Origin of the sequence: Acinetobacter sp. NIPH1876, assembly GCF_022808535.1 — a bacterium.
Taxonomy (GTDB): Bacteria; Pseudomonadota; Gammaproteobacteria; order Pseudomonadales; family Moraxellaceae; genus Acinetobacter; species Acinetobacter higginsii.
Genome location: NZ_JALGBR010000015.1, coordinates 98,097 through 117,811 on the forward strand (window position 1 = coordinate 98,097; position 19,715 = coordinate 117,811).

Below are 19,715 nucleotides of genomic sequence, written 5' to 3' on the forward strand. Positions count from 1 at the left end.
TGAGTTAATCGGCAATATCGCAGAAAATGAATTGATTGTTTGTTGCTCGAAAGAGCCATGTTGAAAGAAGGGTACGCTATGCACATGCCATCGCCTAATACTGTAGCTCCCGCTCAAGGTTTATATCAGCCTGATGAGTTTAAGGATAACTGTGGTTTTGGTCTGATTGCCCATATGAAGGGTGACTCAAGCCATCATCTGGTCGAAACTGCGATTCACAGTTTAAGTTGCATGACGCACCGTGGTGGTATTGCCGCGGATGGTAAGACAGGAGATGGTTGCGGATTGTTATTGGCGATGCCGAAACAATTTTTCCGTGAAGAAGCACAGAAATTAGGTAGTAATCTGACTGAGATTTTTGCTGCTGGTACGGTATTCCTAAACATCGATCCTGCTTTAGCGCAAAATGCCAAAAATATTTTGAATAAAGAAATTGCTGCTGAAGGTTTAACTGTTGCAGCATGGCGTGTCGTTCCAACCAATAATGATGCTTTAGGTGAAATTGCACTGCAATCTTTGCCTGCATTTGAACAAATTCTAGTGAACTGCCCGATGGGTTTAACCGAAGTTGAGTTTAACCGTAAGCTCTTCTTGGCTCGTCGTCGTGCAGAACAACAATTACAAAATGATCCGCTTTTCTATGTGACGACGTTGGCAACGACTGTTATCACCTATAAAGGTTTGATGATGCCAGCGGCAATTGCTGACTTCTATACTGACTTGGCGGATGAACGGTTAAAATCACATATTGTGGTATTCCACCAACGTTTCTCGACCAATACCTTACCACGTTGGCCGTTGGCACAGCCTTTCCGTTACCTTGCACACAATGGTGAAATTAATACCATTACTGCAAACCGTAACTGGGCATTGGCACGTACTCCAAAGTTTGAAAACCCATTACTACCAGGTTTAACTGAGTTAAATCCAATTGTGAACCGTACTGGCTCGGATTCTTCAAGCTTAGATAACATGCTTGAAATCTTGGTTGGTGGTGGTATGGATTTATTCCGTGCCTTACGTATGCTGGTTCCACCAGCATGGCAAAACGTCGAGACTTTAGATGCTGATCTACGTGCATTCTATGAGTTCAACTCGAAGCATATGGAAGCTTGGGACGGTCCTGCAGGTCTGGTGATTCAAGATGGTCGTCATGCGATCTGTATGCTTGACCGTAATGGTTTACGTCCAGCGCGTTGGGTGATCACCAAGAATGATTACATCACGCTTGCATCAGAAATTGGTGTATGGGGCTATGAACCTGAAGATGTGGTGTCTAAAGGCCGTGTCGGCCCTGGTCAAATTTTAGTGATTGATACTTTAACAGGCAAAGTGCTTGAGACTAAAGATGTCAGCAATCACCTTAAAAATATGCGCCCATATCGTGAATGGTTGCGTGATCATGCGATTCGTTTACAAGCCAATCCACAGCTTGAAGAGCAATTGGTTGATCAAGGCTTAACTGGCGATGCATTAAAAGCAGCTCAAAAAATGTTTATGGTGACATTTGAAGAGCGCGACCAATTGTTACGTCCAATCGCAGAAAGTGGCCAAGAAGCAGTCGGTTCAATGGGTGATGATACGCCAATGGCGGTATTATCCCGTCAAGTTCGCCATGTTTCTGACTACTTCCGTCAGCAGTTTGCACAAGTGACCAACCCGCCAATCGATCCATTACGTGAATCGATCGTGATGTCATTGGAAACTTGTTTGGGTCGCGAACAAAATGTGTTCGAGCAAGGTCCAGAGCATGCAGACCGTATCATCATTTCAAGCCCTGTATTGTCTAATTCAAAAATGCAGCAGCTTCGCGATGTTGAAAAAGAACGCGATGGTTATGGTGTTGTCGATATTGATCTGAACTATGTTGAAGCTGAAGGGTTACAAGCAGCAATTGCACGGATTTGTGAAGAATCAGCACAGGCCGTACGTGATGGTAAAACCTTAATCGTATTAACGGATAAAAACTTCCGTGAAGGTTTCTTACCTGCAAACGCGGCATTGGCAACAGGTGCGGTACACCATCATTTAATTAAAACCGGTTTGCGTACCGATGCGAACATTTTAGTTGAAACTGGTTTTGCACGTGATCCACATCAATTTGCAGTATTGCTTGGCTTTGGTGCGACAGCAGTTTATCCATATCTGGCTTATGATGTGATCAATGATTTGGTTGCAAAAGGCGAGTTATTGGGTGATCCAATTCAGGCGCAAGCGAACTTCCGTAAAGGCATGGAGAAAGGCTTACTCAAAGTCCTTTCTAAAATGGGGATCTCTACGGTTGCCTCTTATCGTGGTGGTCAATTATTCGAAGCGGTCGGTCTATCATCTGAAGTGGTGGATAAATGTTTCCTTGGCGTACCAAGCCGTATTCAAGGTGCAACATTTGCAGACCTAGAGAAAGATCAGAAAAAACTAGCAACCACAGCTTGGCAGCATCGTAAGCCGATTGATCAAGGTGGTTTGCTTAAATTCGTATTTGGTAAAGAGTATCACGCGTTCAACCCAGACGTGATTAACTCTTTGCATAAAGCGGTTCGTTCTGGTCAATACGTTGACTTTAAAGAATATGCAGAACTGGTCAACAACCGTCCTGTCGCAACGATCCGTGACTTATTTAAGTTAAAAACAACAAATTCAATTGCTTTAGATCAAGTTGAAACGATTGAAGATATTCTTCCACGCTTTGACTCTGCAGGCATGTCTTTAGGTGCATTATCACCAGAAGCGCATGAAGCAATTGCAATTGCCATGAATACCATTGGTGGTCGTTCAAACTCAGGTGAGGGCGGTGAAGATCCTGCGCGTTATGGCACAATCCGTAACTCGAAAATCAAACAGATTGCATCAGGTCGTTTTGGTGTAACTCCTGCATATTTAACTTCTGCTGAAGTGTTGCAGATTAAAGTTGCACAGGGTGCAAAACCAGGTGAAGGTGGTCAGTTACCAGGCGGTAAAGTGAATGGCTTAATTGCGCGTTTACGTTACTCAGTACCAGGTGTGACTTTGATTTCACCGCCACCGCACCATGATATTTATTCAATCGAGGATTTATCACAATTGATTTTTGACTTGAAACAAGTCAATCCTCAGGCAATGGTCTCGGTAAAACTAGTCTCTGAACCAGGTGTTGGAACGATTGCGGCAGGTGTTGCAAAAGCCTATGCCGACTTCATTACCATTTCGGGTTATGACGGTGGTACAGCAGCATCTCCACTGTCATCGATTCACCATGCGGGTTCACCATGGGAACTCGGTTTAAGTGAAGCGCATCAGGCCCTTCGTGTAAATGATTTGCGTGGTAAAGTCCGTGTTCAAACCGATGGCGGTTTGAAAACAGGTTTAGACGTGGTGAAAGCGGCAATTTTAGGTGCTGAAAGCTTTGGTTTTGGTTCGACACCGATGATTGCTTTAGGCTGTAAATACCTGCGTATTTGCCATTTGAATAACTGTGCGACTGGTGTTGCAACGCAACAAGATCATTTACGTCAAGAGCATTATATTGGCGAGCCAGAAATGCTGATCAACTTCTTCAAGTTTATTGCTGAAGAGACGCGTGAATGGTTAGCTGCACTTGGTGTTGCATCATTAAAAGATTTGATTGGTCGTGTAGATCTACTTGAAGTTTTACCAGGTGAAACAGACAAGCACGCACATCTTGACCTTAGTGCGTTATTAACTTCGCATCCTGCTGCTGAAGGCAAGGCGCAATATTGCCAAGTTCAAGGCAATGCACCATTCGATAAAGGCGTATTGGCGGAGAAAATGGTGGCAGAGATGTTACCAGCAATTGAAGCAGGTGCTGGCGGCTCATTCAACTTCACAGTAGGTAACTGTGACCGTTCGATTGGTGCACGTATCTCAGGAGAAATTGCACGCCGTTATGGCAACTTGGGTATGGAAAACAGCCCAGTGGTGATGAACCTTGTCGGTACAGCAGGTCAGTCGCTTGGGGTTTGGAACGCAGGTGGTTTGCATATCAAACTTGAAGGTGATGCCAACGACTATGTCGGTAAAGGTATGGCGGGTGGTCGAGTATCGATCTTCCCACCAAAAGGTTCACCATTCCAAACGCAAAATACTGCGATCATTGGTAACACCTGTTTATATGGTGCGACTGGTGGTAAAGTCTTTGCGGCGGGAACTGCGGGCGAGCGTTTTGCGGTTCGTAACTCGGGCGCATTTGCCGTGATTGAAGGTGCGGGCGACCACTGTTGTGAATATATGACAGGTGGTGTGGTGACCGTATTGGGTAAAGTGGGTCATAACTTCGGTGCAGGCATGACCGGTGGTTTTGCTTATGTACTTGACCTTGATAATGACTTTGTTGACTACTATAACCACGAACTTATTGATCTCAATCGTATTTCTACAGAAGCGATGGAAGACCACAAAGAAAATCTACTGCGTATTCTTGACGAACATATCCAAGAGACGGGTAGTGCTTGGGCCTACAAGATCCGTAATGAGTTCGACTTCTATAGTCGTAAGTTCTGGCTGGTAAAACCAAAAGCTGCTAATTTGCAAACGCTTTTGAAAACAACCCAAGCTGATCCACAATAATTCCACGACTGCATAGACATAGGCAGGTGCAGAGATGAGGGACATCGCTGCGCCTACCCACGGAGAGAGACATGGCAGAGCGCCTGAATAATGACTTTCAATTTCTGGATGTAGCACGCCAAGATCCAGAGAAAAAAGATATTACTGTCCGCAAGGCAGAGTTTGTGGAAATTTATAAACCTTTTACTGCGGAAGTGGCTGCGAATCAGACCCACCGTTGTTTAGGTTGTGGTAACCCGTATTGTGAGTGGAAATGTCCTGTACATAACTATATTCCAAACTGGTTAAAGCTGATTGCAGAAGGTCAAATTTTCCAAGCCGCTGAACTTTGCCACCAAACCAACACCTTGCCAGAAGTATGTGGTCGTGTTTGTCCACAAGACCGGTTGTGTGAAGGTGCTTGTACCTTAAACGATGGTTTTGGTGCGGTGACCATTGGTAATGCTGAAAAATATATTAACGATACAGCCTTTGCATTAGGCTGGCGCCCAGATATGTCTGGGGTCAAATGGACTGATAAAAAAGTTGCGATCATTGGTGCAGGTCCTGCAGGCTTAGGCTGTGCAGATATTCTTGCACGTGGTGGTGTAAAACCAGTGGTATTTGATAAACGTCCTGAAATCGGTGGTCTTCTCACATTTGGTATTCCAGAATTTAAAATGGAAAAAGATGTGATGAAACGTCGTCGTGAAATCTTCACTGGAATGGGCATTGAGTTTCGTTTAAATACCGAGATTGGTGTTGACGTAACCATTGAACAACTTCTGACTGAATACGATGCCGTATTTATGGGCATGGGAACTTATACCTATATGAAGGGTGGTTTCCCTGGTGAAGATCTCAATGGTGTGCATGATGCATTGGATTTCTTGATTGCCAATGTGAATCGTTGCCAAGGTTGGGAAAAAGATCCAAGCGAATACATCAATCTAGACGGTAAAAAAGTCATTGTTCTAGGTGGTGGTGATACCGCGATGGACTGTAACCGTACTTCATTACGTCAAGGTGCACATGATGTGACCTGTGCATATCGTCGTGATGAAAGCAACATGCCAGGTTCTGCACGTGAAGTGAAGAATGCTTATGAAGAGGGTGTAAAATTCCTGTTCAACCGACAACCAATTGAAATTGTTGGTGAAAATGGCAAAGTGACTGGCGTTAAGGTTGTAACTACACAAATGGGTGCACCAGATAGTCGTGGTCGTCGTAGCCCTGAACCAATTCCGGGTTCTGAAGAAGTGTTACCAGCAGATGCGGTGTTACTTGCATTCGGTTTCCGTCCAAGCCCAGCAGATTGGTTTAGCACTGCAAATGTCGGATTGGATGGTTCAGGTCGTGTGGTCGCGGCTGAACAACAAGAGTTCAAGTTCCAGACCTCGAATCCAAAAATCTTTGCGGGTGGCGATATGGTGCGTGGTTCTGACTTGGTGGTCACCGCAATCTGGGAAGGTCGTCAAGCTGCTGAAGGCATTTTGGACTACCTTGGCGTGTAAGCTCTTTTTCTTTATTTAAGTTGTCAAAAAGCCCAAGCCTCATGCTTGGGCTTTTTTATCGGGTTGATGATCTGTAATCTAACTGTTGTGGCTAAAGAAAATAAAAAACGTTAACAAGCAGTCAATAAATTGCTATGCTATTAATGATAATAATTCTCATTTTGTTGTGCTGAGTGGATAAAATAATGACATCGAAACTCAATGACAGGCTGTTAATTGCTGCGCTGTATACCAGTACCTTTCTTTGTTTGGTGGATTTGAGCAGTGTCAATCTGGCTTTAACCGCAATTCAGACACAGTTTAATAGCCATCTCGCAGATTTGCAGTGGGTGATTGATAGCTATGCACTGAGTATGTCGAGCTTAATGTTGGCGGTGGGGGCTTTAAGTCAATGGTTAGGGCGCAAACGTCTGTGGTTGACGGGTGTCGTGATCTTTATTTTTGGCTCGGTGATTTGTGCCGCTGCGCCAGATTTTAGCTTATTGATTATTGGGCGAGTGATCCAAGGCGTTGCGGGGGCGATGCTGATTCCTTTAACTCTTGCAATCATCGTACATCACTTTACCCAAGTCGATCGAAGAGCACGAGAAATTGGCAACTGGAGTTCATTCAGTGCTTTTGCCTTAATTGTTGGGCCACTCATGGGTGGCCTCATGGTGCATTATCTAGGCTGGCAGAGTATTTTTTGGTTAAATCTACCCGTTGGATTATTGGCCTTGTTTTTAGGCTGGAAAGGGATTGAAGCAGATTCAAGCCAGCAAAAAGTAAGTTTTGACTATTTAGGGCTGATTTATAGCGTGATTGCAATTGCAACGCTGACCTATAGCATTATCATGGTACAGCAAGCGCATATAGGGTATTTGATTGTTTTTAGTTTCTTGCTTTCGGTGGTGTTTGCGCTGATTTTTATTCGACATCAAAAACACGCTTTGCATCCACTGATTCCACGTCACTTATTCCGTAACCACATTTTTTTGCGTTTTAACCTGATTTCATTTTTATTGGGGTTTGCAGGGTATAGCTCTTTATTTGTGTTTGCCTTGTTTTATCAGGAACAAGTTCATTTAAGTGCAGCGCAAGCAGGCTGGTTGATTGCACCACAATTTCTGATGCAGGCGCTGGTTTCCATTTGCTTTGGTCGCTTGCAGCAAAGTTATGGAGCATTGTCATTGCTTCGGATCGGGTTGCTGATCTCAGGCGTTGCATTGATCGCGATGGTCAGTTTTCAGAGTAATTCTTCATATCTGCTGTTTATTGGCTTAAGTGGCATGATGGGTGCAGGCATTGGATTGATCGTGCCGAGTTCGAGTACCTTGAGCCTGCATGCAGTATCGCAGGCAGATGCCAGCTTTGCCGCTGCAATTTTAAATATGCTCAGACAACTTGGACTGACTTTTGGGATTGCGGTATTAGGCACATTAACTGCATTTATCATTCAATGGAGTGTTGTAAGCTTGCATTATTCGATGGCTCAGGCGCAGTTATTTTCTTTTCATATGGTCGTGGCAATCATGGGCGGACTGTTTCTTACAGCCATATGGAGCTTGAGAAAAATTAAACAAGAGCAGTGCATCGACTCCATGTCATCGTCATAAACCAATCATCATTTTGGTAGTTTTGGCAAACTTTATAAGCTTTTTTGCCCTGTCATTGCCATTTTCCCCGCGCAATACTCAAACCCAGTTCGGGAAATGATGCAGGCAATCGAGATGGCTCTTGCAAATGTGAATGTGGAAAAAAATTATTTAAATCGCCCTAAAGCATTGGGAATTACAGTACGACGTTTGCAATTTAATCCAAAAAAAATCAAACGTCATTATTTTGCTAATTCTCCAATCATGTCACATCTATTAACAGCACTGTCTTCAACATTTCCAATTGGAGAACAGTATTTTGTGAATAGTGTCCGCAATGTCCGAGATAAAGTACAAGATCCTCAGCTGCAGGCGCAGATTGCGGCATTTATTGGGCAAGAGGCGATGCACTCCAAAGCACATACTGAGTTTAACGATGCATGGCGACGTGAGGATTATAATCTCGATCGTTTTCAGGCGTGGTTGGCGAAACGGGATGATATGTTGCGAAATATTCACCCGAAATTACAACTGGCCTTAACTTGCGCTTTTGAACATTTCACAGCGATGTTAGGCGGTTATATTTTAAAACACCCAGAAATTCTCAGTACGCTAGATGATGATGCGATGAAACTTTGGGTTTGGCATGCAATTGAAGAAATCGAGCATCGTTCGGTGGCATTTGATGTCTACCAAGAAGTCTATGGCGATGATCGTATCCGTCGTTTACTGATGCGAAGTGTGACGACAGGCTTTGCCAGCCTGACGTTTTATGCAACCACGCGGTTGATCTGGCAGGATAAATGGAAGAGCTTACCGAAATTGGGTGGCAATCTGTTTGGTATGTATTTACTGAGTAAAATGCTATTACAGTTGATTCCTGAGTATTTATCTTATTATCAAGCTGATTTTCATCCAGCCAAACATGATTACACCGCATTGGTAAATTACTGGAAAGCACGCATGGCCGATGAATATGGTATGGCGAGCTTCCAAGAGGAAACTGCTTCTAAAATTTATAGTTAATCATCATCCAATACCATCAAAGTTGCTTAGCATGGCATTACATCAAGGTTCTTGAGTAATGCCTTTTTTATTTAAATTCAGATAAAGCAACTTTAATAAATGTTACACAGCCGACAAAAAATCTCATTACAATGAATTATCGCAAAAATATAAAGAAAAACTTGAGGATAAATTTTTATGAAAATCATCAAACAAACCGCACTCGCAACGGTATTAGCAAGCACACTGTTATTTACTGGTTGTGGTTATAACACTTTGCAAGTTAAAGACGAGGCAGTGACAGCTTCTTGGTCTGAAGTTCAAAACCAATATCAACGCCGTGCCGATCTGGTGCCGAATTTGGTCAATGTGGTGAAAGGCTATGCCAAACATGAAGAGCAAGTTTTGGTTGAAGTTACGCAAGCACGTTCGAATGTTGCTGGTTTAAAAGTTGATAAAGAAGTGTTGGAAGATCCAGCGCTATTTGAGAAATACCAACAAGCGCAAAGCCAATTGACGGGTGCTTTATCACGTTTGATTGCGGTTTCAGAAAGTTATCCTGACTTAAAAGCCAATGAGCAATTCCGTGATTTACAGGCACAACTTGAAGGTACTGAAAACCGTATCGCGGTTGCGCGTAATCGTTATATTACCACGGTTCAAGATTACAACGGCTATGTACGCCAATTTCCTCAAGCGTTGACTGCTAAAGTCATTGGCATGAAAACCAAAGAAAACTTTAAAGCGGAACAGTCTGCACAGCAAGCGCCAACAGTTTCATTTAATTAATCTGTGAAATTGTTTTGAACTGTGAGGAGTTACCGTATGTTGAACGTGTTTAAGCAGAGCTTAAAGCAGAGAATCCTACCTGTTTTAACCATTATTTTTGCGACACTGTTTTTCCAACATGCGGTTTGGGCTGAAGTCGCGACCGCAACCGATCAAAGTGATGCGCTTGTTGCGGGTAAAATTATCCAAGAACAGCAAAAGAATAAAACGACGACTACACCAGCCACGTCAAATGCTGAAACTCCTGCATTACCCCAAGTGGCCAATGACATGGCAGAGGGCGAATCGATTCGTGGTTTGCCAACTTTAAATCAACCCGTGATTGATCAGGCCAAAGTATTGAGTGCTGCTGAAATGCAGCAACTCAATCAGAAAATTCTCAGTCTGTATCAGCAAGGTAAAGCGCAAATCGGGGTGATTATCGTACCAACCACTGGGCAGGAAGCCATTTTTGATTTTGCTTTGAGAACGGGTGAAAAATGGCAGCTTGGCTCAGCCAAACGCGATAATGGTTTATTGATGGCAATTGCAGTCAATGACCGTAATATCCAGATCTTGACGGGTTATGGCTTGGAGGGCGTACTGCCTGATGTGGTATTGAGTCGAATTATCCGCAATCAAATCACACCCTATTTTAAACAGGGGCAGTATGCACAAGGGATTTCTGCGGGATTAGATGAAATCAGTCGTATCGTTAATTTAGACCCAGAGATTGCGCAGCAAGCCGCCCAAGAGTTGAAAGATCGGCATGAACAAGCAATCCAAGCACAGCAGGCTAAAGACAACACCCTCACCATGGCGTTATTCATTCTGGTTGCAGGTGTCGTCGGTTCATTTATTGTCGGTAATCGTTTAAGTGCTTCCACTGCAGCTGTGGCTGCAACTGTTGCAGGTTTGGTCAACGGTGCGGGTCTAGTGATGAGCTTATTACTCGGTGTCGGGATTTTCTTTTTATTGATCACCTCGTTGGCGCAACTGATTTTCCAAGCCTTTCTATCGGGTGGTGGTCGCGGTGGCGGCGGAGGTGGTTTTGGTGGCGGCAGTGGTGGTGGTTATAGCGGTGGCGGTGGCAGCTTTGGCGGGGGAGGAGCATCAGGCTCATGGTAACCAAGACAGATACAACACAGATTATTACTCAGCCTAAACTGGATGAGCATGTGCAACCGAGTTTAAAGCGTTGGTTTAAGCACTTTCTCTATGTCTCTTCTGCACATCGTTATTTTAGTAAGCAAGATCGATCAGAGATTGCCAAAGCGGTACAGCAAGCGGAAAAGGGCCATGTCGGAGAGATTCAGGTGGTGATTGAAGGACATATCCCTTGTTCACAAGCCTATCATCAAAATACTCGTTTACGCGCTCAGCAATTGTTTGCCGAGCTTGGAGTTTGGGATACCGAACTGAATAGTGGTGTATTGCTCTATCTCAATCTATGTGAGCGTAAAGTCGAGATTGTGATTGATCGCGGTTTAAAAAATGCTACACCTATTGAAACATGGAATACGATTTGTCAAAACATTGTGCAGTTATTGGCTCAAAAGCAATATTTACTCGCCGTAAATAATGGTGTTGCAGAGGTTGGACAGGTACTAGACCAATATTATGTGAAAACAGACCTGAATGATCAAAATGAATTGCCGAATGAGCCGATTATTCTAAATTAAAATACGATCTTGCCATTTAAAAATAGGGCTTGTTGTTTTGTTTAAAATCTATTAATGTGCAGAATGTTCTGTACATTAAATCTATTATCGGTGGTTTGTTCCAAATATCTTCTGATAAGCGGTAAAAAAAATATCAATAAATTTTCTGTGAATTGAGTCGCTCAATTTACATACAAGTAGAAAGTAATCAAATTCATTAGCTAAAAAAATGAATAATTAAGCAGTAAAGCTGACGTTATTTGTCATTTTTTTTCTTAAAATGTCTGAATTGCTCTCATTTTATCCAGCATGAATTTTTTTTAAGTCCCTGTTTTTTTAGGTTAAAATTAGCTAAGCTAAGGACTGGCATAAAACATGCTAATTACTAAATAGCTGAAAAAAGCTTATAAAAAAATATCCATTGGAGAAATGTTATGAAATCAATGCAAAAGGGTTTTACTCTTATCGAATTGATGATCGTTGTGGCGATCATTGGTATCTTGGCTGCGATTGCGATTCCGCAATATCAAAACTATGTAGGTCGTTCAAATATTGCAGCGGCAGTACAAACGGTTTCGGCCAATAAGACTGGTTTGGAGGAATACGTGATGGAATATGGTGAATTCCCAGATGGCACAACTGAACCAAAAGCAGCAGTTCCTGAATCAGCTCCAGGTGCCGGAGATGCTCAAGCAGCGGTTCGTGGTGAACGCGCTGAAGATTTAGGAATTGTAAATCCATCATTTGGTAAAATTGTTCTTAAAGATTTAACTAATGGTTCAGGTGCAATAACTTTAACATTTACTACTGGAAATCCTGGTATTAATACTAAAAATGTTCAATTATTCCGTGATTCAAATGGTACATGGTCTTGTGTAAGTGATGTTGATAAAAAGTTTGAAAATAAAGCTTGCTCTATTGGTACAATTAACTAAATATATTTAGTTTTGATAAAAAGTGCATCTTATACAGATGCACTTTTTTTATTCCTATTATATCCAAGATATTTAATTTATTTATAAAACATTAATTATTTAAGAGATAATAAAAAATATTTCAAACTGACTAAAAAGGTCACATAAAAACAAATCTCAATAATTGTTTTATTTCATCACTTTGATTTTTATCATTATTTTTATTGGCACGCTTATTGAATGAATAAGAAAAAAGGGGTGAAGTAATGAATAAGGGTTTTACATTAATCGAAGTTATCATTGTTGTAGCAATTGTTGGTATTATTTCTGCTATAGTAATTCCTCAATATCAGAATCATATTGCACGGTCTCAAATTGCAATTGCAATTGCTGAATTAAGAGGTGCACAACCTCAATATGAGCTAATTATACACGGTGGCTCAGCATCCAGTGATTTTACTGTAACAAATATGTTTTTTTCTAGCGCGTATTCACACATATGTACTTATCTCGTTAATCCCCCTGATGTTCATAATGTAGCTGATCAAGCACTAGTGTGTAAGTTAAGGCAAGTTAGTCCTGCTTTAAAAGGGCAATTTGTTTATTTTAGTCGTGATAAAAATGGGAAGTGGAAGTGTGACACATCTTTGGGCGTGAGTGATAAATATAAACCAGCTGGATGTAGATAGTAGTAAAATGCCTTGCTTATATGAGTTGCAAGCGTTATAGAAACAATGTAAATCGAAAAAGGAAATTGGATGTCGAAACGTATAAGATTTTTTATTGGTCATTTATTAATTTCTTTTTTCATTGCATTGAATGTGATTGGAATCATTTTTTTTATTTGGTACCCTGATCCAATTGCCCAAGCAGTTGGTGTAACTAATATTCTACTAATGCTGCTATTTATTGATGTAATCATTGGGCCATTTTTAGGATTATTAGTCTATAAAGAAAATAAAAAAACCTTAAAAATGGATTTAAGTGTCATCATATTATTACAGTTGAGTGCATTAGGATATGGGGTTTATACGATTGAAAAAGCACGCCCAATTTGGATTGCCTATTATGTGGATCAGTTTCAGCTTATAAAAAAGAATGAACTTTTTTTAGAGAATATCCATCATGCCTTACCCGAATATCAGCATATTCCTTGGCTGAAACCACAATTTGTGGGGGTTGAGTTTGCTAAAGATAAACAAACTCGTGGTGATGATATGCTAGCTGATGTTCTGGGTGGAATTTCAATAGCACGAAGACCAGAACGCTATGTAGCATTAAATACAGTAAAAAAACAAATTCAACAACATTCACAAAGTTTAGCCTTGTTAAACCAATTTAATGAGAAAACATTGGTAAAAAACACTTTGGCAAAATATCCTGAAGCTACGGCTTTTGTCCCTTTAAAAGCGAATGCAGTTGATATGACGGTTCTCATTAATAAAGAAAAAAGTGAAGTGGTTAAAATTGTAGACCTACGTCCTTGGAAGTAAATTGTAGTTTTTATCTTATATTTAATTTGTAACTTAAGGCTTAGCGATATAATTCACTAAGTTTTTTTCTTATGTATAAAGTATGCAATTTTTATGCTTTTTTCTTGCCAGCGTTCTGATCAGCTTTGCTTGGCTCTCCCCATTTCATACTTATCCTTGGGTGACTTTTTCAGGTGAGCTGGCTAGCTTTTTAGCTGGCTTAGTCTTACTTGCTGTTTTTCTCAATAAAAAAATGATTATTCCAAGAGTACAACTCTGGATCGCACCGATTATAGCTGTTCCATTGCTGCAATGGAGCTTTGGGTTGGTTAATGACTTTAGCTCGGCACTATTAAGCTCTCTATATGTATTCGCTTTTTGGCTGATGATTGTGCTTGGCTATAACCTTTCTTTAGAAGCAGAAAAGCGTGAAGCGCTGATGCAAGAGACCTCTAAGCTGCTATTTGGTATTGCGATTGTCTGTAGTGTTATGGCAATTGTGCAATGGTGTGGTTTAGGTGGCGTTATTAATGGGGTGATGCAATTGAAAGGGGATCGCCCTTATGCAAACTTTGGCCAACCGAATCACTTGGCAACCTTTTTGATTATGGGCCTCATGGGAGCTCTATATCTATACGAAAAAAGAGTCGTGGCTACATGTTGGTTAGTGCCATCTAGTCTATTGATCCTATTTACCATTGCTTTAACCCAATCTAGAACTTCATGGGTAGTCTGTTTATTTATTCTATTCTATTGGATGTATAAGCAATACAAGCAGCAACCACGTTTCAACTTTGGTCAGCTTTGGATTTGGTGTGTCGGTTTTTTTGTGATTGCAGCATGGGGCTTGCCGCTACTCACAAATGTCATTGAAACGTTCTTAAACTCAGAAGTCATCCAAACAACCAGTTTGGCTGAACGGGCTAGCTCAGGCTATTTACGTTTTGATATCTGGACGCAGATGCTTTTGGCACTAAAAGAGCAGCCATGGTTAGGCTATGGCTGGAATCAGACCAGTGTTGCGCAAATCAGTATTTTTAATTTACATCCTTCGCATGAGTGGGTGATCAGTGCACACAATGTTTTGTTGGATATCTTGGTCTGGAATGGTTTACCACTTGGATTATTGATTATTGGTTATATGGCAATCTGGTTCTTCTGGTTAGACCGAAATGCCAAAGATATCACTTCAGTGGTTGCGATTCTGATGGTTGCGGCAATTTTGATTCATGCCATGTTGGAGTTTCCGCAACGTTATGCGTATTTCCTATTGCCCATGGGCTTTTTATTGGGTCTAGTTCAAGCACAAACACCTCAGCTAAAAGCAGTGACGTTAAATAAAAATGTCATTCGCTTTATTTGGCTGATTGGTATCGTACTGCTGTTATTGATTTGGCGTGATTACAAGCTATTTCAGGAAAACAGTCGTTTAATTTTTAAAAAGCAGCAACCTACAGTAGAGATATTGGGAAGTTCTAAAATTCTGTTATTGACGCAATTTCAGCAGCGACTTGATTGGATCAATCTAAAACCTCAAACTCAAATGTCTGGTACGGAATTGGAGTGGATTGATGCTTTAGTCAAAAATAAAGCAACCCCTTATAACCTGAAAAAGTATGCACAGGTATTGGTTTATAATCACAAGTTTGAAGAAGCAGAACAGCAGCTGTTTATTTTACAGCAGCTGTATGGACAAACACTTAGCCTGCCAGAAGTGGTTGAAATAAATAAACAAGCGAAATAAAAATAAAGCCCTGATTAGGGCTTTATTTTTTGATTCAACCCAATAAATAGTTGGGGTTGAAAAGAAGAGTTAGATTTGGCTTTGAATATAGTTTTCAATACCTACATTCTCAACCAGATCAAGTTGGGTGTCGAGCCAATCCCAATATTCTTCTTCTTTCTCTAAAATTTCTTGGACCAAATCACGGGTCACATAATCTTGTTCTGCTTCAGCAAGTTCAACAGTTTGTTTGATTGCCTCAATATTTTCTTTGACCTTACGGATATCGCAGTTCAGAACTTCTTCGGTATGTTGACCGATATAGAGCTTGCCTAAATGCTGTAGATTCGGTAAGCCTTCTAAGAATAAAATGCGCTCAATCACTTTATCTGCATGTTTCATTTGGCGAATAGATTCTTTGTATTCAGCTGAACCGAGTTGTTCGATTCCCCAATCATTAAACATGCGAGAATGTAAGAAATATTGGTTGATCGCAGTTAAATGGTGGTACAGCACCTGATTGAGCTGATTGATAACTTCGCGATTGCCTTTCATTGCACTTACTCCAAAAACACCAAGTGATGCCCTAGTTGCTAAGGCAATTTATTGTATTTTAATCAACAAAGAATCGTCTGGCGAGTAATTTATAGAACGGCAAATGAAAATCACAATCAAAAACATCCTGATATGGTTATGATTTTTATAAAAAAACCGCTTAAATGAGGAACTTTTTAGGTTCTACAGGAAGCGGTGGAGTCGTAAAACAGGAAATGAATTGGAGGAATAATTTTGAAGATAAATCAGGCAGCTATAGATATACGTGCGGCGATTTCAGCAAGTTCATCGCTGATAATAGCGCGGGCTTCAGGAGCACAACGACCACAACATGTTCCTAGATCGAGTAGGTCACGGATTTCACGATAGCTCTCAGCGCCATTTGCAACGGCGTCTTTGATATCCTGATCGGTAATTCCACGACATAAACAAACATACATGGGAGTGAGCCACAAATATAAATGCGATAATTGATATTATTGATAATTATTATCGTTTGTCAATGAATTTCATTCTAACAATGAGTATATTCTTATTGGGAATTTGAATAAAAAAATACCGCCTGATCGGCGATATTTTTGATGATTTATAACTTTTTGATAAATATAAATTTAAAAAAGTGCTTATGGAATGATCACAATTCCATCCATTTCCACCAAAGCACCTTTGGGTAAGCTAGCAACACCAAGCGCTGCACGTGCAGGGTAGGGTTGTGCAAAGTATTCGCCCATAATTTGGTTCACCAATTGGAAGTGTGACAAGTCTGTTAAAAAGATATTGAGTTTGGCAATATCAGCTAAACTGCCATCAGCCGCAGTACAAACGGCTTTAAGGTTATCAAATACGCGACGGATTTGAGCTTCAATGCCTTCTACAAGTTCCATACTGTACGGATCTAAACCAATCTGACCAGAAAGGTAGAGTGTATTGCCAACAAGAATTGCTTGAGAATATGTTCCGATAGCAGCAGGGGCGTGTTCAGTATGAATAACTTGGCGTGACATTTAGCTCTCCTAGGTTGTTTTTTCTATCTTAAACCATGCGACTTTAACACAAAAATTCAGGCACGAAAGTCTTGAGTACTGTGTAGTCGCAGTTGCATGGATATATTATTAGAACTTTTATGTCGATAACATGCTTTAAATATTCATTTTACAGCTGTACTTGTATTTAATTGGTGGTTGCCAATTTTGCGACTTCAGGCTGTACGATAGGCATATTTAGGCGTTCAATACGAGGGAAGCCAAAGTTCATGCGTAAATCTCGGATAATTTGGGCGATTTGATTTCGGTTACTGACCACGATGTTGACATAGGTTTTTTGGTCTTGTGAGTGAACCATTTCTACCCCCGTTTTGGCTTTACGGCATTGATAGATTAAATCAGAGATCTGCTCATCGTTCATTGCCATGTGAATACATAAATAAGCACTGAAACGGACATCATCAATTTCTTCGGATTGCCAATGCAATGGCATGATATTTTCTGGATGCAGGTGCTGTTCATGTAATAAATTGCGACATCGTGAGCGATGCACGATCAAGCCTCGTCGGGAGAGATGTCCTTGGATTGGGTCACCCAAGACAGGATTGCAGCAATGTGCATATTTTACATCAACACCCTCGGTACCTAAAATCAGACGATCAGAGGCTTCATGATGCTGTGAATGATAATCCTGAGCAAATAAATGATTTGCAACCAGTTGTGGTAATAGATCACCCACCGCAATCTGTTCGAATAGAGTATCTTTACTACTTAAATGACGCCACTCCAGCACATTGGTCCAATCAGTTGGCGATAGATCATCAATTGAACGCTGGAATAGTTTTAATGCACGGTTTAGCGCTTGCTGACCAACTAAGCGCTGTTCATCAATATCCTGCTCTCTAAGCATGTTTTGCAATGCGCGACGTGCTTTCTGTGTGTTAATGAAGCTGAGCCAGTCTGGATTTGGAGTTGCTAAAACATCGGTAATGATCTCAACCACTTGGCCGCTATGCAGTGGGGTGGATAATGGACGAATTTCACCATCGACTTTGGCACCAACCGCGTGGTTACCTAAAAATAGACTGGCTGAATAAGCAAAATCAACCACAGTGGCGCCTTGCGGTAATTCGTGCAATTGTCCATGTGGGGTATAGACCCAAATTTTTTCTTGGTGCAAGTAATCAAGCAAATCACTAAAGGTGGTTTTGGCACAACCACTATCAATTAGGGTATTCAGATTCTGCATCGAGGCTTGAATTGCGGAACGACAGGCTTGCGGTGCATTTTCGCCAAGCACTACACCAAAACGAGCTGCCTTACGCATCAGTTCAGTTTGGATGGTTAATGAAAGCGTGGTTTTTTCACCTTTGAGCTGGATCATTAGCGACTGGTTACCACCGGGTAAAGGGCGGCGAATATGGTCATGATATTGTAAAACCTGGAAGTTGTCTTTCAGTGCGTCAACCAGACGGTCACAGTCTGCGATACTTTGCAAAATAATTTCAAAAGCATGGCTATGGCTGAGTTCATTTAAGTCAATTTCATTTTTAATAAAATGGCGTAGCAATTCGATATTGTTGTTTTTCTTTTTAATTCGACCTTTAAGATCGTACGATTTTAACAGCTCAGTAAGTTTTTGCTCCCAAACTGCTTGGTATTCACAGCGTTTTGGCTTGGTTTCCAAAAGCGCGGTTTGCACATCATTAAACATGTCTAAATCAAGATTTTGATAACAGAGATGTTCTAGGTTATCCGCCATCTCATTCATACCGACCAGACGCGCCATAGGTACAAAAATATCCAGTGTTTCTTGTGCAATACGCGCACGCTTATCTGGACGCAATGCACCTAAGGTGGTCATGTTGTGATAGCGATCGGCTAATTTAATAATAATGACACGCGGGTCTTGTAGCGTTGCTTGCAAGATTTTTCGGAAGGAGGCGGCTTTGTTATATTCTTTATCGCTGGAATGGCTGAGTTTGGTGACACCATCGACCAATTCGGCGACCACTGAGCCATATTTTTGTCCAATTTCGTCTTTGGTAAATTCAGTGTCTTCAATCACGTCATGCAGTAAGGCCGCCATCAGCGTATCGGCATCAAGACGCATATGCGCCAAAATGCAACTTACTGCAATTGGGTGCAACACATATGGCTCACCACTTTTACGGGTGATACCACTGTGGGCTAAATCAGCAAAATCGCAGGCCGCAAGTACTCGTTGAACGTCACTATCTTTAAGATAGGCCTCAATAATTGCTCTGAGCTGCTGCTTGGCTTGGCTGACCTCTTCGCCTGGCATATAACACCTTTTATAACCTAAATTCAGAAATGCTATGTCTGCTGATACTTCAACGATATAAAGATATATTACGTTGATGGTTCACCTATTCAATGCGAATTGAATGTCGTAAACCAGATTTGATCCCATTGAAAACTTACATTGATCGCAAGTGTTCACAAACATTACGCTTATCTTCTAATGAAAAGCAAATTGAGAAACTTGTCAATTTGTTCATTATAAAAACTCGTAATTTTTTTCAATGACGGATATTGCTTTTATCAATATGTATTGAATTTTGCAAGAAAGAAAAAAGCCCAGAGTCTTCACAATGGGCTTTACGCATAACAAATTCGATTTAGAAAGTAAAACCTTCTAAGTTTAGTGAATTTGTAGACAGTACCATATCAAGGTTTGATGTTTGGTAGTCTTGATCGCGTTGTTTTAAAATTTCTTTAGTCACATGACCAATTGCAATTTCACGCAGCGCAACGACTGTTGGCTTATCATTGTCCCATTCTACAGTGGGTTCCATACCTTGACGTGCTAATTGACGTGCACGTTTACTCGCCACCAGTACTAACTCGAAGCGGTTATCTACATGGTCTAAACAATCTTCAACGGTTACACGTGCCATGGTAATCCTCCCATAAATAACCGAAGTTAAAAGTAGAGGTTAAGCAGCCATCAGAGGTGGTTTGCCTCCATTGGCTTTGTGCG

General features: G+C 41.2%; 16 protein-coding genes. 11 read left to right on the forward strand and 5 right to left on the reverse strand.

Features of this window, described 5'->3' with window-relative positions:
- Positions 1 to 84 precede the first annotated feature (84 nt).
- The 11 genes from gltB to MN869_RS16515 all read left to right on the forward strand — a co-directional run bounded on the left by gltB (position 85) and on the right by MN869_RS16515 (position 15,194).
- The gene (gltB, locus tag MN869_RS16460) at positions 85 to 4,563 is read left to right on the forward strand and encodes a glutamate synthase large subunit (protein WP_243308759.1); all 4,479 of its coding nucleotides are present in this window, start codon (positions 85 to 87) and stop codon (positions 4,561 to 4,563) included.
- Positions 4,564 to 4,634: 71 nt separating this feature from the next.
- Positions 4,635 to 6,056 (forward strand): glutamate synthase subunit beta, encoded by a 1,422-nt coding sequence (locus MN869_RS16465; protein ID WP_005185515.1) that lies wholly within the window; start codon positions 4,635 to 4,637, stop codon positions 6,054 to 6,056.
- Between the two features lie 185 nt (positions 6,057 to 6,241).
- Complete coding sequence (locus MN869_RS16470) at positions 6,242 to 7,651, forward strand: MFS transporter (RefSeq protein ID WP_243308760.1); 1,410 nt, start codon at positions 6,242 to 6,244, stop codon at positions 7,649 to 7,651.
- 114 nt (positions 7,652 to 7,765) lie between these two features.
- Positions 7,766 to 8,656, forward strand: a complete 891-nt coding sequence (locus MN869_RS16475; RefSeq protein WP_243308762.1) for a metal-dependent hydrolase — start codon at positions 7,766 to 7,768, stop codon at positions 8,654 to 8,656.
- A 177-nt stretch (positions 8,657 to 8,833) separates the two neighbouring features.
- Positions 8,834 to 9,424, forward strand: coding sequence for a LemA family protein (locus MN869_RS16480; RefSeq protein WP_016162297.1), 591 nt, complete (start codon positions 8,834 to 8,836; stop codon positions 9,422 to 9,424).
- A 36-nt stretch (positions 9,425 to 9,460) separates the two neighbouring features.
- Positions 9,461 to 10,531, forward strand: coding sequence for a TPM domain-containing protein (locus MN869_RS16485; protein ID WP_243308764.1), 1,071 nt, complete (start codon positions 9,461 to 9,463; stop codon positions 10,529 to 10,531).
- The gene (locus MN869_RS16490) at positions 10,525 to 11,085 is read left to right on the forward strand and encodes a TPM domain-containing protein (RefSeq protein ID WP_243308775.1); all 561 of its coding nucleotides are present in this window, start codon (positions 10,525 to 10,527) and stop codon (positions 11,083 to 11,085) included. The genes MN869_RS16485 and MN869_RS16490 overlap by 7 nt, the downstream gene beginning before the upstream one ends.
- 413 nt (positions 11,086 to 11,498) lie before the next feature.
- Positions 11,499 to 11,999 carry a pilin gene (locus MN869_RS16495; RefSeq protein ID WP_243308777.1) on the forward strand — a complete coding sequence of 167 codons (501 nt, stop codon included), beginning with the start codon at positions 11,499 to 11,501 and terminating at the stop codon, positions 11,997 to 11,999.
- Positions 12,000 to 12,244: 245 nt separating this feature from the next.
- Positions 12,245 to 12,667: a pilin gene (locus MN869_RS16505; RefSeq protein WP_171550728.1), complete on the forward strand. Its 423-nt coding sequence runs from the start codon at positions 12,245 to 12,247 to the stop codon at positions 12,665 to 12,667.
- Positions 12,668 to 12,736: 69 nt separating this feature from the next.
- Complete coding sequence (tfpZ, locus tag MN869_RS16510) at positions 12,737 to 13,471, forward strand: TfpX/TfpZ family type IV pilin accessory protein (protein WP_171550727.1); 735 nt, start codon at positions 12,737 to 12,739, stop codon at positions 13,469 to 13,471.
- Between the two features lie 82 nt (positions 13,472 to 13,553).
- Positions 13,554 to 15,194 carry an O-antigen ligase family protein gene (locus MN869_RS16515; protein ID WP_243308779.1) on the forward strand — a complete coding sequence of 547 codons (1,641 nt, stop codon included), beginning with the start codon at positions 13,554 to 13,556 and terminating at the stop codon, positions 15,192 to 15,194.
- Between the two features lie 69 nt (positions 15,195 to 15,263).
- Here the strand turns inward: MN869_RS16515 and bfr are convergent, their stop codons facing one another.
- The 5 genes from bfr to rpoZ form a co-directional block, all read right to left on the reverse strand.
- A complete protein-coding gene (bfr, locus tag MN869_RS16520; RefSeq protein ID WP_004803950.1) occupies positions 15,264 to 15,728 on the reverse strand; it encodes a bacterioferritin in 465 nt (154 codons plus the stop codon).
- 245 nt (positions 15,729 to 15,973) lie between these two features.
- The gene (locus MN869_RS16525) at positions 15,974 to 16,168 is read right to left on the reverse strand and encodes a bacterioferritin-associated ferredoxin (protein ID WP_004776027.1); all 195 of its coding nucleotides are present in this window, start codon (positions 16,166 to 16,168) and stop codon (positions 15,974 to 15,976) included.
- 183 nt (positions 16,169 to 16,351) lie between these two features.
- The gene (locus MN869_RS16530; RefSeq protein WP_243308781.1) at positions 16,352 to 16,732 is read right to left on the reverse strand and encodes a RidA family protein; all 381 of its coding nucleotides are present in this window, start codon (positions 16,730 to 16,732) and stop codon (positions 16,352 to 16,354) included.
- Between the two features lie 166 nt (positions 16,733 to 16,898).
- Positions 16,899 to 19,016 carry an HD domain-containing protein gene (locus MN869_RS16535; protein ID WP_243308783.1) on the reverse strand — a complete coding sequence of 706 codons (2,118 nt, stop codon included), beginning with the start codon at positions 19,014 to 19,016 and terminating at the stop codon, positions 16,899 to 16,901.
- 337 nt (positions 19,017 to 19,353) lie between these two features.
- Entirely contained in the window at positions 19,354 to 19,632 is a 279-nt protein-coding gene (gene rpoZ / locus MN869_RS16540) for a DNA-directed RNA polymerase subunit omega (RefSeq protein ID WP_004803954.1), read from the reverse strand.
- Positions 19,633 to 19,715: the final 83 nt, after the last annotated feature.

Excerpts from the sequence above, each read along its gene's own strand:
- gltB (WP_243308759.1), top strand. The coding sequence starts at position 85 with ATGCCATCGCCTAATACTGTAGCTCCCGCTCAAGGTTTATATCAGCCT.
- MN869_RS16465 (WP_005185515.1), top strand. The coding sequence starts at position 4,635 with ATGGCAGAGCGCCTGAATAATGACTTTCAATTTCTGGATGTAGCACGC.
- MN869_RS16470 (WP_243308760.1), top strand. The coding sequence starts at position 6,242 with ATGACATCGAAACTCAATGACAGGCTGTTAATTGCTGCGCTGTATACC.
- MN869_RS16475 (WP_243308762.1), top strand. The coding sequence starts at position 7,766 with ATGGCTCTTGCAAATGTGAATGTGGAAAAAAATTATTTAAATCGCCCT.
- MN869_RS16480 (WP_016162297.1), top strand. The coding sequence starts at position 8,834 with ATGAAAATCATCAAACAAACCGCACTCGCAACGGTATTAGCAAGCACA.
- MN869_RS16485 (WP_243308764.1), top strand. The coding sequence starts at position 9,461 with ATGTTGAACGTGTTTAAGCAGAGCTTAAAGCAGAGAATCCTACCTGTT.
- MN869_RS16490 (WP_243308775.1), top strand. The coding sequence starts at position 10,525 with ATGGTAACCAAGACAGATACAACACAGATTATTACTCAGCCTAAACTG.
- MN869_RS16495 (WP_243308777.1), top strand. The coding sequence starts at position 11,499 with ATGAAATCAATGCAAAAGGGTTTTACTCTTATCGAATTGATGATCGTT.
- MN869_RS16505 (WP_171550728.1), top strand. The coding sequence starts at position 12,245 with ATGAATAAGGGTTTTACATTAATCGAAGTTATCATTGTTGTAGCAATT.
- tfpZ (WP_171550727.1), top strand. The coding sequence starts at position 12,737 with ATGTCGAAACGTATAAGATTTTTTATTGGTCATTTATTAATTTCTTTT.
- MN869_RS16515 (WP_243308779.1), top strand. The coding sequence starts at position 13,554 with ATGCAATTTTTATGCTTTTTTCTTGCCAGCGTTCTGATCAGCTTTGCT.
- bfr (WP_004803950.1), bottom strand. The coding sequence starts at position 15,728 with ATGAAAGGCAATCGCGAAGTTATCAATCAGCTCAATCAGGTGCTGTAC.
- MN869_RS16525 (WP_004776027.1), bottom strand. The coding sequence starts at position 16,168 with ATGTATGTTTGTTTATGTCGTGGAATTACCGATCAGGATATCAAAGAC.
- MN869_RS16530 (WP_243308781.1), bottom strand. The coding sequence starts at position 16,732 with ATGTCACGCCAAGTTATTCATACTGAACACGCCCCTGCTGCTATCGGA.
- MN869_RS16535 (WP_243308783.1), bottom strand. The coding sequence starts at position 19,016 with ATGCCAGGCGAAGAGGTCAGCCAAGCCAAGCAGCAGCTCAGAGCAATT.
- rpoZ (WP_004803954.1), bottom strand. The coding sequence starts at position 19,632 with ATGGCACGTGTAACCGTTGAAGATTGTTTAGACCATGTAGATAACCGC.